We start from the raw sequence: 12332 nt of genomic DNA on the forward strand, positions 1-12332 counted from the left end.
GGAGGCCCTGGTGGCCGAGATCCGCGAGATCCATGCCGAGCACAAGGAGACCTACGGGGCCCGGCGGGTCCACGCCGAGCTTCGCGGCTTCGGGCACACGGTCAACCGCGAACGGGTGGCGAGGCTGATGCGCGAGCGTCACATCGTCGGCCGCCACCTGCGGCGCCGCAAGCGCACCACGGTCCCGGACCTGGTCGCGCCGCCCGCCCCGGACCTGATCGGCCGGGACTTCACCGCCGCCGGACTCGACCAGCGCTGGTGCGGCGACATCACCTACATCCAGGTCGGCGGCAGCTGGCTCTACCTGGCCTCGGTCATCGACATGTACTCGCGGCGGGTGGTCGGCTGGTCCATGGCCCCGCACATGCGCGCCGAGCTGGTCATCGACGCCCTGGAGGCCGCCGTGGCCGCCCGGGGCGGGAACGTAACCGGGGTGATCTTCCACTCGGACCGCGGCTCGCAATACACCTCGGCCGCGTTCGCCGAGGTCTGCGACCGGCACGGGATCCGCAGGAGCATGGGCCGGGTCGGCTCGAGCTACGACAACGCCCTGGCCGAGAGCCTGTGGCAAGGACTGAAGCGAGAGGTGATGTACAAGAAGCTGTTCTTGACAATGAGCCAGGCAAGACTGGAGATCTTCCAGTGGCTGACCTACTACAACGCCCGCCGTCGCCACAGCACGCTGTCCTACCTCTCACCGATCGAGTTCGAACAGCAACACCACACGCACGCTAGACTCTCACACGCAGCATGAACCCCTGTGTCCACGTTCCGGGGGTCACCTCACCCCGACGCCTATCTGCGCGGGTTGTAAGCAATACCGAATACGCGCTCAGCCGTGCGGTGTCCGATCGCCGTCCGCTGACCGTCGGTCAGTGGCACGTCCCGCAGGAAGGCCACGGCAGTCGCCGGGTCCTCGTACGGGTAGTCGATCGCGAACATGATGCTGTCCTCGCCGACCCAGCGCAGGGCCAGCCCGAGCACGTCGGGATCGTCGATGCCGCTCGTGGTGATGACGAAGTTGCGGCGGAAGTACTCGCTCGGTGTGAGCGACAGGTTTGGCATCGGTGTGGCCGCCCCTGGCGTCCGCGTGGCGAACGCGTGCCGGTTGTCGATCCGCCGCAGCCAGTACGGGAGGCCTTCGCCGAGGTGCCCGAGCACGACGGTCAGCCCCGGGTGGCGGTCCAGCGTGCCGCTGAGGATGAGCCGCACGGCGTGCAGCCCGGCCTCGGCCTGGTATCCCCAGATCGCTCCGGGCATACCGTAGTCGCGGTACGCGGCGAGCATGCTCGGCGCTCGCGGGTGGAGGTAGACCGGTGCCCGGTTCGCCTCGGCCGCCTCCAGCAGCGGCGTGAACTCCGGCTCGTCCAGGTACCTTCCACCGGTGTGTGAGTTGATCATGATGCCGTTGAGTCCGAGCGGGCCCATGACCCGCTCGATCTCGGCGGCCGCGGCGAGCGGATCCTGCGGCGCCACTGTGGCCAGTCCGCCGAACCGTGCCGGGTGCCGCCGCACGACTGCGGCCAGCGCGTCGTTGAACTCCCGGGCCAGCGGCACCGCGTCGGCCGCCGGATAGGGCTGGACCCCGGGCGGATTGAGGCTGAGCACGGCCATGTTCTGTCCGAGCGCCTCCATCTCCCGCAGCCGGGCATCGAGATCGACGAGCCGGGCGCGAAAACCAGCAGGCCTCTCCACCGTGCGCATCAGAGCCATCTCGGTCTCGTCGCCCGGCACGACGTCCAGGCCGTGCGCGACGCGCAGGAACGCCTCGGTTGCCAGGTGCTCCTCGACCGCGATGACCCTCATGCCCGTCGCCCCCCGTCGACCGACATCGCGATCCCGGTGACGTAGGAAGCGGCGTCCGAGCAGAGCCAGACCGCCGCCGCAGCGGCCTCCTCCGGCGTGGCCAGCCGGCCGAGCGGCGTGACCGCCTCCTGCCGCGCGGTCATGTCGGTGCCGGCCGCCACCCGCTCGAACCCGGGCGTGCGGGTCGGGCCGGGGCACACGACGTTGACCCGGATGTTGTCCGGTGCGTAGTCGACCGCGGCGACCTTGGTGAGCCCGACGATGCCGTGCTTCGCGGCCACGTAGGCGGGGGCGGTCGGAATCGCGTACAGGCCGCCGTTGGAGGCGATGTTGACGATCGCGCCGCCTCCACGACCCCGCAGCGCGGGCAGTTCGTACTTCATGCACAGGAAGGTCCCGGTCAGGTTGACGCGGACCACGCGCTCGAACTCGTCCGGGGTCATCTTCTCGAGCCTGCGGTGGTGCGAGGCCATGCCGGCGTTGTTCACGGCGAAGTCGAGACCGCCGTACGCCCCGACCGTGCGCTCGACGGCCGTCTGGACGGAACGTTCGTCGGCGATGTCCACGGTGACGGCCAGGGCTTCCCCGCCGTCCTCCCTGATCATCTCGGTGGTCTCGGCCGCACCGCTCGCGTCGATGTCGAGCACGGCCACCGCGGCGCCGCTCCGGGCGAACTCCAGCGCCGTCGCGCGGCCGATCCCGCTCCCGGCACCGGTGACCAGTCCCACCTTTCGGAAGGCGCCGCTCATGCCAGCGGCTCGTGGTTCGCCCAGCCCACCTTGTACGGGTGCCGCGACTGCCAGCGGTCGATGATCTCGTGGACGCCGGGCGCGGTGAACGCCTTCGCCAGTGCCTCGGTGTCGGCCACGGAGATCTGCACGATCGCGGTCGCGATCAGTGCCGGAATGGCCTCCTCGCCGGGGACGGGAATGTGGCGCCGGGCCACGACCGACTGCACGACACCGCTGTCGAGCATGACGCGTTCGATGTCCGCGAGATATTGATCGAGCTCGGTGGCGAGCAGGGGCTGGTCGAAGGAGACCATCATCATGTGGTTGATCATGCCTCAATTCTTGACGGCCCACGCCGCTGGTGTCCAAGACCGGTTCGGCACTCATCGATAACCTGGAGGCATGATTGACCTGGAGACCCGCGAGCTTGAGTACTTCATCGCACTAGCCGACGAGCTGCACTTCGGCCGGGCCGCCGTCCGGCTCTCGATCGCCCAGCCGGCGTTGTCGAAGGCCATCCGACGGATCGAGACCCGGCTCGGTGTCCCGCTCTTCGTCCGCTCCAGCCGGCACGTCGAGCTCACCCCGGCCGGGAAGGCGTTGCAGGAACACGGCCGGCGCGCGCTCAACGCGGTCGGCGCCGCCGTCCGGCGCGCCCAGCGTGCCGGCGATACCCAGCCCCACCTGCGGCTTGTGCTCAAACCCGGCGGCGACGCCGGCCTGCTGTCCGGGATCCTGGCCGCATACGCACAGCAGCCCGACGCCCGCCAGGTGGACATCCTGTTCAGTGGGCCGGCCGATCGCGCCGACTTCCTACGCGATGGACGGGCCGACGTCGGCCTGCTCTACGCGCCGTTCGACGACCTGGACGGCCTGGCCCACGAGACGCTGCACGCCGAGGACCGCGTGGTCATCGTCCCGTCCGGGCACCGGCTGGCCGGCCGCGCTTCGGTACGCGTGTCCGATCTGGAGGGTGAGACGCTGCCACGCTGGAAGGGAGTTCCCGGGGGCGATGGCACCGGTCCCGAGGTCGCCGACGTGGTCCAGATGCTCCAGATGATCACGGTGGGCCGGATGGTCGGGGTGCTGCCCCGCTCGCTGGTCGAACCGGCCCCGGCCGGCCTGGTCTGCGTCCCGGTGACCGACGCGCCGCCCAGTCGCCTGGTGCTCGCCTGGCTCGAGCAGGACCGCCGGCCGCTGGTCGCCTCGTTCGTAGCCGCCGCACTCCAGGCCACGCCGGCACAAGTCCCGACCAGGCATCGACAAACCTGACGCGTCGCTCGCCTCGGACAACCAGCGGCTCGCACCCGAGGACGTGCGGTGACCGGGGCGAGCGTGCTGGCTCCGAGCACGGGCTGCGGATCCGCCAGTACATCGACTCCCCCTCGATGTTCCAGTGGCAGCCCGGAGTGGCGTGGGATGGCAGACTCTGCGGCATGACTTTCTCCCTGCCCGAGCCGGATCAGCAACTCTCGGATCCGAGCGAGCTGTTGCTGGGTTATCTCGACTACTACCGGTCGGCGGTCAGCGCCAAGATCGCCGGCCTGTCGGACCCGGAGCTGCGAGCCAGCCGGGTGCCCTCCGGGTGGAGCCCGCTGGAGTTGCTCAAGCACCTGGTGCACATGGAGCAGCGCTGGCTGCGCTGGGGCTTTCTGGGCGAGCAGGTGTCGGCACCGTGGGGCGACCGGGGGCCGGACGACCGATGGCACGTCGGCCCGGACGAGACGGCTGCGGAGCTGCTGCTCGCGCTGCACGCGGGCGGCGAGCACACCCGAAAGGTGGTTTCCGGCACCCCGCTGACCACCGCTGCCGCCGCCGGCGGCCGGTTCCCGGACGACGGCTCGGCGCGGCCCACGCTGGGCTGGATCCTGTTCCATGTGCTGCAGGAGTACGCCCGCCACGTGGGCCACCTGGACATCGTCAGGGAGCTCACCGACGGCCTCGCCGGCGAGTAGGGCCCGCAGGCCTGGGTCAGAGCGGGTCGCCGGGCAACTCGCGGCAGGCGTGCCGGATCCAGCCCTCCCAGCAGGCCAGCGCGGCGACGGCCGGCGAGGTCCTCGGCCGCCTCCAAGACCTCGGCCACCAGCCCAGCTACGAGATCACTGGACCTTTGAAACGCCCCTGCCCTCAGCAGGACGCGCTGTTCTGACAACGGTCCACCTCATGGCACTTCATCGGTGCGACCACGGCACTCCCGACCGCCGACCGCTCGAATGTCCGCCACTAGCCCTGCCCAGGTAGTCGGCCCGATGGCGGGCCGGGTTCCCGGGGCTGGACCGGAATTTTCCATCGTAGCGGAATTACTGCCAGTCGTCCAAACCTGACGCCGCGTCGATCGGGCGACGACCGTTTCGCGTTTGCCGTACTTCGGGCCCCGGGCATCCAGCAGGTGACAGCAGCGTCTACGCACCAGCGGCACCCGAGGCGGCACCCATGCACGACATCGACAAGGAACCGATCGCGACTTTCTGCGGAAACTGCAACTGCGGCTGCCCGCAGCTCTTCGTCGACGAAGTGGCTCCGGTGGAGAAGCGGATCCGGATCACCGACGACTTCGGCCAACAGGTCCAGATGAGCGAGGAGCAGTTCCGCGACCTCGTCGCCCAGGCCAAGAGCGGCGCCCTGGACGACCTGCTCGCGACGCCGGCCTGACGGACGGCGCCGAAGGCGAGGGCTGGGGCGGGACACCGATCGGTGTCCCGCCCCAGCCCTTGGCGTCAGGCGGAGGCGGTGTCGCTTGACCGGCCGCCGCCAGCACCACGCAGACCGTCGCGAACGGCACGGCCGCGCGGCACTCGGAAGTCGAGTGCCACGGAGCGCGCCGGCGCGGGGAGGTGGAGGGGGCGGAGGCGGACATGGCGGCCACCTCGTGGCACCCCCTGCTCGGTGGCACCCTGGAGCCCCCTGGGAGGCGGAGCCGGTGCGGTCGTCACCACGGACGGCGACACTGCGGGCCGACCGGCATCGACCGGTGTTGACGTTGCCCGGTGGTGCTGCGGCGAACCCCGCGGTGTTCTTTCTCACCGCGTCGGCATGCCCCTGCCTAGCGGGTCGGCTGCTGACCCCCGCCCAACCCCGCAGACCACCCACGGATGGATGCTGCGCATACGATGCGATCCGATCGCGGGACAGTGCGGAGTCCGGCCCGCCCTGTTCGTCGGTTCCGACGACCGATCGGTTCCGAGCCCCCCGTGTGATGCCGATCACGCGTGGACTCTGCGACCGCACTGCCGTTTTTGGCCGACCCCGGGTCTGTGGGCGGCGGTCGCCGGATGCGACGATGGGCCGCCATGACAGTCAGACGAGGCGCACGAACGGGACGGGCCGCGGTGTTCGCGGCCGCCTGCGTGCTGCTCGGCGCGCTCGGGCACGCGCTGATGTCCGGCGAGCCCGTCCCGGGGTGGGCGTTGGCCGTCGCCTTCGCCGGAGTCGGCGTCACCGCCTGGTGGCTGACCGGCCGGGAGCGCGGCCCGCTGCTGGTGACCGGCCTGACGGTCGGTGCGCAGGCCGCCCTGCACGTCTTCTTCTCGTTCAGCCAGGCGGTGGTCGGCTCGCCTGGGCCGGCCGGCAGCGGCCTCGCGCAGCAGTGGGCCCAACTGCTGCTGTGCAGCCGGAGCGCGCCGTCGCCCGCCCAGGCGGTGCAGCTCCTGGAGGCGGCCGGCCTCGGCGACCGGTTGTCCCAACCGCCTGCCGGTATGCCGGGTATGCCGGGCATGCCCGGCATGGGCATGGGCATGGGTCCACAGCAGGCCGTCCCGCCGATGGACATGGCGTCCCACGGCGGCGGGGCGGTGGGCATGCTGGCGGCCCACCTGGTCGCCGCGCTCCTGCTCGGCCTGTGGCTGTCGGCCGGTGAGCGCGCCGTGTTCCGGTTCGGCCGTACGCTCGCGATCCGCCTGTTCGCCCCGCTGCTCCTGCTGCTCCGCCTCGCCCGCCCGCCGCACCGGCCGCGCCTTCGGCCGACAGCGCGCGGCACCTCGCAGCGGCTGTGTCGCCTGCTGCTCGTCCACGCCATCACCTCTCGGGGTCCGCCCGCCGGGACCGCTGTCCTCTGACAGCTCCGCGCCGAGACCGCGCCGCTGAACACCGTGCCCTGCCGGGTGCGGTGGCGCTGCCGCGTGCCCCGGCACCGTCCCGCGGCCGTCCGCCGCTCCCCCTCCGTTCTGACAAGGACCCAAGGCGATGACCCCTGCCCTGCCGCGCCCCCGCCCGGCGCGACGTCAACCACCCTGCGACGACGCGGCGGTGACCGACTGCGCGCTCGCCGCGCGCGACGGTGACCCGACGGCCGTGGAGGCGTTCGTCCGCGCGACGCACCGCGACGTCTGGCGCTACGTGGCACACCTGAGCGCGGACCCGCAGGCCGCCGACGACCTCACCCAGGACACCTACCTGCGGGCCCTGCGCAGCCTGCCGCGCTTCGAGGGCCGGTCCTCCGCGCGGACCTGGCTGCTGTCGATCGCGCGCCGGACCGTCGTGGACCGCTTCCGGTGCGCGGCCGCCCGGCCCCGGCTGCTGGACACCGCCGACTGGCAGACGGTGGCCGAGTGCGCCCAGCCGTGCGGCCTGCCCGGTTTCGAGGAGGGCGTGGCGCTGGCAGACCTGCTGGCGACGCTGCCCGCCGAGCGGCGTACGGCGTTCGTCCTGACGAGCGTGCTGGGCCTGCCGTACGACGAGGCGGCGCAGCTGACCGGCTGTCCGGTCGGCACGGTGCGCTCGCGGGTGTTCCGGGCCCGGACGGCGCTGGTCGCCCTGCTCGCCGAGGCGGAGCGGCACACCGACGAGGTGCTTCCCGCGATCGCCGCGCAGGCACCGGCCGAGCTGGTCTGCGCGGCCTGACGGGCCGCCGGGTGGGGCACGTGGAGCCGGCTGTGACCGCGTGCCCCACCCGCTCGGCGGGCGACGGGAACTTCCAGGTGACCGGGCCCGACTGCTGTGGTGTGCGACAGACACCATCGGGCGCTCGACCGCCCCTCGTGCTGCTGGGCTTCGCCCTGCTGCTGCTCCTGATCTTCGCCGGCTCGTTCGCCGCCGGCCGAGCCGTCGGACCGTCTTCCCCGCGGCCGGCGCCGGGCTCGACGGATCACTCCGATGACGACATGCCGGGGATGACCATGGGGATGGCACGGTGACCGCCCCGACGGGGCTCGACGGGCTCGCCACCACCGACCTGGAGGTCGGCGGGATGACCTGCGCGGCCTGCGTGTCACGGGTGGAGAAGCGGCTGGCCCGGATCGAGGGGGTGACGGCGGGCGTCAACCTGGCGACCGGCCGCGCCCGGGTGGTGCACCCGGTGGACGTTCCGGTGGCCGCGTTGGTGGCCGCCGTCGAGCGGGCCGGATACACCGCCGAGCCGGTGGGCGACCGGCCGGCCGCCGTCGCGGAACCCGCCGGGGAGCGGACCCGGCTGGTGGTGACGGCCGTGTTGGCGCTGCCCGTGCTGGTGCTCTCGATGGTGCCGCCGTTGCAGTTCCGTGACTGGCAGTGGCTCTGCTTCGCGCTGGCCGCGCCGGTGGTGGGCTGGGGGGCCGCCGGGTTCCACCAGCGGTGCCTGCGGGGCCTGCGGCACGCGACCGCCACCATGGACACCCTGGTGAGCCTGGGGGTGGTGGCCTCCTTCGGCTGGTCGGCCTACGCGCTCTTCCTCGGCGGCGCGGGAGCGCCCGGGATGCGGATGCCGTTCTCGCTGACGGCCGGCAGCGGTGGCACCCACGTCTACCTGGAGGCGGCGGTGGGCGTGCCGCTGTTCGTGCTGTGCGGCCGCGCGCTGGAGGGCCGGGTGCGGCGGGCCAGCGGTTCGGCGCTGCGGGCGCTGGCCGAGCTGGGCGCGAAGGAGGTCAGCGTCCTGGAGGCGGGCGTCGAACGCCTCGTCCCGATCGAACGATTGCTGCCCGGACAGGAGTTCGCGGTCCGGCCGGGCGAGAAGGTGGCCACCGACGGGGTGGTGGTCGAGGGGAACTCGGCGCTGGACCTCGGCCTGTTGACCGGCGAGAGCGTACCGGTGGAGGTCGGCCCGGGCGACCCGGTCGCCGGGGCGACCCTGAACGTCGGTGGAGCGCTGGTGGTACGGGCGACCTCGGTCGGTGCGGACACCCAACTGGCCCGGATCACCGCACTGGTGGCCGACGCCCAGGCCGGCAAGGCGCGGGCGCAGCGGCTGGCGGACGCCGTCGCCGGCGTGTTCGTGCCGGGTGTGCTGGCGGTGGCGGTGGGTGTGCTCGGGTACTGGCTGGGCTCCGGTGCGGGGCCGCAGTCGGCGGTCACGGCGGCGGTGGCGGTGCTGGTGGTGGCGTGCCCGTGCGCGCTGGGGCTGGCGACACCGACGGCGCTGCTGGCCGCGACCGGCCGGGGCGCCGAACTGGGCGTGCTGATCCGTGGTCCCGAGGTGCTGGAGAGCCTACGGCGGATCGACACCGTCCTGCTGGACAAGACCGGCACCCTGACCACCGGGCGGATGCGGCTGGCGGAGGCCGTCCCCGCTCCGGGCGAGACGGTGGAGGAGGTCCTGCGGCTGGCCGGGGCGGTGGAGCAGCGCTCCGAGCACCCGATCGCCCGGGCGATCGCGGCGGCCGCGCGGGAACGCTGCGGGCCACCACTGCCGGGCGTCACGGGTTTCACGGCGACCGCGGGGCTCGGCGTGGCGGGTACGGTCGAGCAGCGGAAGGTGCGGCTGGTGCGCCCCGACGACCAGTCGGAACTCCCTGATGAGCTGCGGGACGTGGTGGCGCGCGCCGAGGCCCAGGGACGGACCGCCGTGCTGGTGGAGCTGGACGGCCGGGCGGCGGGGGTCCTGGTGGTCGGCGACGCCCTGCGACCCGGCAGCTGGCGGACCGTGCACCGGCTGCGCGGGCTGGGCCTGGAACCCGTGCTGCTGACCGGGGACCGGCCGGGGGCCGCACGCACCGTCGCCCAAGAACTCGGCATCCGCACCGTGCATGCCGCCGCCTCGCCCGAGCGCAAGGCCGAACTGGTCGCCGAACTGCGCGCCGCCGGGCGGACCGTCGCCATGGTCGGGGACGGTGTCAACGACGCGGCGGCGCTGGCCTCCGCCGATCTCGGGGTCGCCCTCGCCTCCGGCACGGACGCGGCGATCGGCGCCGCGGGACTGACGCTGGTGCGCGGGGACATCGAGTCCCTGGTGGTCGCGGTACGACTGGCCCGGCGGACGCTGGCCACCATTCGGGTCAACCTGCTCTGGGCGTTCGGCTACAACGCGGTGCTCATCCCCCTCGCGGCCGCCGGGCTACTCAACCCGATGCTCGCGGCCGCCGCGATGTCGGCCAGCTCGCTGCTGGTGGTGGCCAACAGCCTGCGGCTGCGCACCTGGCGGCACGTCCCGCGCCGGCTGAGCGGGACGGCACCGGGTGCGGGCCGTCCGGGATCTCGTGGGAACTCGGCGGCTCCACGGCCCGACTAACGTCCCGTGGAGTACAACAGGCAACAGCCGGGCGCGGTCGCGGCCCGGCAGAGGGACATACCGAACTCCGGGCTGCCGATCCGGCTGCGCGACGTGGTGTGCCGGCACGGCCGCCTGGAGGCCGTCCAGGGCGTCGACCTCGACGTGGCGCAGGGCGAGCGGATCGCGCTGACCGGCACCAACGGGTCGGGCAAGACCACGCTGCTGCGCGCGGTGCTCGGCCTGCACCGGGAGGTCGCCGGCGAGCTGCTGGTCGGCGGGCGCGGCACCCGGACGGCGGCCGAATGGGCCTGGCGCAGGCGGGCCTGCGGCTGGATCCCGCAGCGGCCCGCCGTCGGCCGTTTCCCGCTGCTGGCACGGGAGTTGCTGGCCAGCAGCGGCGCGGCGGCGCAGGCCGCCGCGGCGGCCGACCGGCTCGGCGTGGGTGGGCTCGCCGACCGCCCGCTGAGCGCGCTGTCGGGCGGTCAGCTGCAGCGGATGCACCTGGCCAGGGCGGTCGGCTGCGTGGCGGCGGGTGCGGGGGTGCTGCTCGCCGACGAGCCCACCGCCGCGCTGGACTTCGCGGGACAGGAGGAGGCCGCCGAGCTGCTCACCGGTCTGCCGGTGACCCTGCTGGTGGTCACCCACGACCGGGCGCTGGCCGCGCGCTGCGACCGTGTCCTGGAGATGGCGGCCGGCCGGCTGCGGGAGGTCTGAGTGAACGCGCTCGAACAGGTCGGCACGCTCCTGCAGTTGCTGCCCGTCCAACGCGCCGCCGGCGGCCTGCTGTTGGCCGCCCTCGGCCTGCCACTGGTGGGCGTGGTGATCGTCGGCCTGGATATCATGCCGGTACGGTTCGCGATGATGCACGTCGCACTGCTCGGTATCGCGGTGGGCATCATCCTGGGCCTGGACCCCGGGCTCAGCGCGATCGTGGCGTGCGGACTGGCGGGGGCGGGCGTGGCACCGCTGGCCCGGACCGCCGACAGCCTCTCGGGCGCCATGGGCCTGCTGATGAGCCTGGCGATCGCCGCGGCGCTGCTGGTGCTGTCGGTGTCCGGAGTCAACGCCAACGGGGCGTTCGCGCTGCTGTGGGGGTCGATCCTGGCCGTCCGGCCGACCGACCTCATGGTGCTGGGCGGGCTCGCCGTGACCCTGCCCGCGCTGGTCCTCTGGCGCCGCCGTGACCTGGCGCTGCTGCTGCACGACCGGGAGTTGGCGCTCTGCTCCGGTGTCCGGGTGCAGCGGATGACCATGCTGCTGCTGATCCTGGTGGCGGTCGCGGTCGGTTCGGCCATCCGGCTCACCGGCGCGCTGCTGGTCGACTCACTCACCCTGCTGCCCGCCCTCGCCGCCCGCCGGCTCGGCCGCTCGCTCAGCTCGATCGCCTGCTGGGCGGTCGGCATCGGCCTGGTGGTGAACCTGGCCGGCTTCCTGATCTCACTCGCCTGGAACCTCCCCCCTGGTCCCGTGCTCGTCCTCGCCGCGGGGGCCGTCGCCCTCGCCGCCCATCTGATCCCCGAACGGAGAACCACCTCATGGCGCGCAACCGCGTCCTCGTCCGCCCCCTCCTCGCACTGAGCGCGGGCCTGCTCCTGCTGACCGGCTGCGCCGGCACCACCACCAGCGGCACCGCCGCCGACGCCGCCTCGCCGACGGCCGCCCAGGGCCCGGTGGTCGTGGCGACCACCGTCTGGGAGGCCGCGCTCGCCAAGGCCGCCGGGGCCAGGGACGTCAGGTACCTCGTCCCGGCCACCGTGAAGCACGCACCCGACTACGACCTGAAGCCCACCGACCTCACCGCGGTGAAGGGCGCCGACTTCGTGCTGTACGCGTCGTTCGAGCCGTTCGCCGGTCGGGTCAAGGACGCCGCGGGGTCCAGGGCGAAGATGATCGAGGTCAACCTGGACGACGACCGGGACAACACCACCGCGCAGGTGACCATGCTCGGCAAGGCCTTCGGTACCGAGCAGACGGCCGCGCAGTGGAACACCGCCTTCACCTCCGAGTTCGACAAGCTGTCGCAGCAGCTGAAGGGCGAGTGGCCCGGCGGCAAGCCCCCGGTCGTGGTCACCCAGGAGTTCACCACCTGGGTGGCCAAGATGGTCGGCGTGCAGCCGGTCGGGACCTACGGCCCGGACGCGGTCACGCCCGTCCAGCTCGCCCAACTCTCGGCGAAGAAGCCGCAGTTCGTCTTCGACAACGAGAACATGTCGACCGGCACGGTGCTGCCCGACTCCGGAGCCCGGCAACTGGACATCGTCAACTACCCGGGCGCGGACCTGGATCTGCTCGCGGTGTACCGCAACGCGGCGACCCAGCTGACGCAGGAGTTCGCCCACTCCTGAGCCGCGCGAACGTCGAAGCGGGGGCTGCCGCAGTGGGCAGCCCCCGCTTCG

General features: G+C 72.8%; 14 protein-coding genes. 11 read left to right on the forward strand and 3 right to left on the reverse strand.

Annotated elements, in window-relative coordinates; translation table 11 throughout:
• The coding region (locus tag ACZ38L_RS31920) for an IS3 family transposase (protein ID WP_465699894.1) at window positions 1-754 on the forward strand (754 nt) is incomplete at its 5' end.
• Between the two features lie 41 nt (window positions 755-795).
• Here the strand turns inward: ACZ38L_RS31920 and ACZ38L_RS31925 are convergent.
• The 3 genes from ACZ38L_RS31925 to ACZ38L_RS31935 are packed head-to-tail and all read right to left on the reverse strand — an operon-like array spanning window position 796 to window position 2869.
• Complete coding sequence (locus ACZ38L_RS31925; RefSeq protein WP_465699897.1) at window positions 796-1806, reverse strand: amidohydrolase family protein; 1011 nt, start codon at window positions 1804-1806, stop codon at window positions 796-798.
• Entirely contained in the window at window positions 1803-2555 is a 753-nt protein-coding gene (locus tag ACZ38L_RS31930) for an SDR family NAD(P)-dependent oxidoreductase (RefSeq protein WP_465699899.1), read from the reverse strand. Before ACZ38L_RS31930 ends, ACZ38L_RS31925 begins: the two co-directional genes overlap by 4 nt.
• Entirely contained in the window at window positions 2552-2869 is a 318-nt protein-coding gene (locus ACZ38L_RS31935; RefSeq protein ID WP_465699901.1) for a hypothetical protein, read from the reverse strand. The genes ACZ38L_RS31930 and ACZ38L_RS31935 overlap by 4 nt, the downstream gene beginning before the upstream one ends.
• Window positions 2870-2939: 70 nt before the next feature.
• Between ACZ38L_RS31935 and ACZ38L_RS31940 the strand changes: the two genes are divergently transcribed.
• The 10 genes from ACZ38L_RS31940 (at window position 2940) to ACZ38L_RS31985 (ending at window position 12281) form a co-directional block, all read left to right on the forward strand.
• A complete protein-coding gene (locus ACZ38L_RS31940) occupies window positions 2940-3809 on the forward strand; it encodes a LysR family transcriptional regulator (RefSeq protein ID WP_465699903.1) in 870 nt (289 codons plus the stop codon).
• Window positions 3810-3973: 164 nt separating this feature from the next.
• Window positions 3974-4492 (forward strand): DinB family protein, encoded by a 519-nt coding sequence (locus ACZ38L_RS31945; protein ID WP_465699905.1) that lies wholly within the window; start codon window positions 3974-3976, stop codon window positions 4490-4492.
• 478 nt (window positions 4493-4970) lie between these two features.
• Entirely contained in the window at window positions 4971-5189 is a 219-nt protein-coding gene (locus ACZ38L_RS31950; protein WP_465699907.1) for a hypothetical protein, read from the forward strand.
• A gap of 638 nt (window positions 5190-5827) precedes the next feature.
• A complete protein-coding gene (locus tag ACZ38L_RS31955; RefSeq protein WP_465699909.1) occupies window positions 5828-6592 on the forward strand; it encodes a hypothetical protein in 765 nt (254 codons plus the stop codon).
• A gap of 127 nt (window positions 6593-6719) precedes the next feature.
• On the forward strand, window positions 6720-7376 hold the full coding sequence (locus tag ACZ38L_RS31960) for a sigma-70 family RNA polymerase sigma factor (RefSeq protein WP_465699911.1): 657 nt from the start codon (window positions 6720-6722) through the stop codon (window positions 7374-7376).
• A gap of 32 nt (window positions 7377-7408) precedes the next feature.
• The gene (locus ACZ38L_RS31965) at window positions 7409-7669 is read left to right on the forward strand and encodes a hypothetical protein (protein WP_465699913.1); all 261 of its coding nucleotides are present in this window, start codon (window positions 7409-7411) and stop codon (window positions 7667-7669) included.
• 53 nt (window positions 7670-7722) lie between these two features.
• On the forward strand, window positions 7723-9954 hold the full coding sequence (locus tag ACZ38L_RS31970) for a heavy metal translocating P-type ATPase (RefSeq protein ID WP_465699947.1): 2232 nt from the start codon (window positions 7723-7725) through the stop codon (window positions 9952-9954).
• Between the two features lie 93 nt (window positions 9955-10047).
• Window positions 10048-10650 (forward strand): ATP-binding cassette domain-containing protein, encoded by a 603-nt coding sequence (locus tag ACZ38L_RS31975; RefSeq protein WP_465699949.1) that lies wholly within the window; start codon window positions 10048-10050, stop codon window positions 10648-10650.
• Window positions 10651-11514: a metal ABC transporter permease gene (locus ACZ38L_RS31980; protein WP_465699915.1), complete on the forward strand. Its 864-nt coding sequence runs from the start codon at window positions 10651-10653 to the stop codon at window positions 11512-11514. It abuts the gene before it with no gap.
• A complete protein-coding gene (locus ACZ38L_RS31985; RefSeq protein WP_465699917.1) occupies window positions 11472-12281 on the forward strand; it encodes an ABC transporter substrate-binding protein in 810 nt (269 codons plus the stop codon). Before ACZ38L_RS31980 ends, ACZ38L_RS31985 begins: the two co-directional genes overlap by 43 nt.
• Window positions 12282-12332 lie beyond the last annotated feature (51 nt).

It is taken from the genome of Kitasatospora sp. NPDC024654, from assembly GCF_055559155.1.

Bases quoted from the DNA above. Each gene is read 5' to 3' on its own strand.
- ACZ38L_RS31925 (WP_465699897.1), bottom strand. From the start codon at position 1,806: ATGAGGGTCATCGCGGTCGAGGAGCACCTGGCAACCGAGGCGTTCCTG.
- ACZ38L_RS31930 (WP_465699899.1), bottom strand. From the start codon at position 2,555: ATGAGCGGCGCCTTCCGAAAGGTGGGACTGGTCACCGGTGCCGGGAGC.
- ACZ38L_RS31935 (WP_465699901.1), bottom strand. From the start codon at position 2,869: ATGATCAACCACATGATGATGGTCTCCTTCGACCAGCCCCTGCTCGCC.
- ACZ38L_RS31940 (WP_465699903.1), top strand. From the start codon at position 2,940: ATGATTGACCTGGAGACCCGCGAGCTTGAGTACTTCATCGCACTAGCC.
- ACZ38L_RS31945 (WP_465699905.1), top strand. From the start codon at position 3,974: ATGACTTTCTCCCTGCCCGAGCCGGATCAGCAACTCTCGGATCCGAGC.
- ACZ38L_RS31950 (WP_465699907.1), top strand. From the start codon at position 4,971: ATGCACGACATCGACAAGGAACCGATCGCGACTTTCTGCGGAAACTGC.
- ACZ38L_RS31955 (WP_465699909.1), top strand. From the start codon at position 5,828: ATGACAGTCAGACGAGGCGCACGAACGGGACGGGCCGCGGTGTTCGCG.
- ACZ38L_RS31960 (WP_465699911.1), top strand. From the start codon at position 6,720: ATGACCCCTGCCCTGCCGCGCCCCCGCCCGGCGCGACGTCAACCACCC.
- ACZ38L_RS31970 (WP_465699947.1), top strand. From the start codon at position 7,723: ATGACCTGCGCGGCCTGCGTGTCACGGGTGGAGAAGCGGCTGGCCCGG.
- ACZ38L_RS31985 (WP_465699917.1), top strand. From the start codon at position 11,472: ATGGCGCGCAACCGCGTCCTCGTCCGCCCCCTCCTCGCACTGAGCGCG.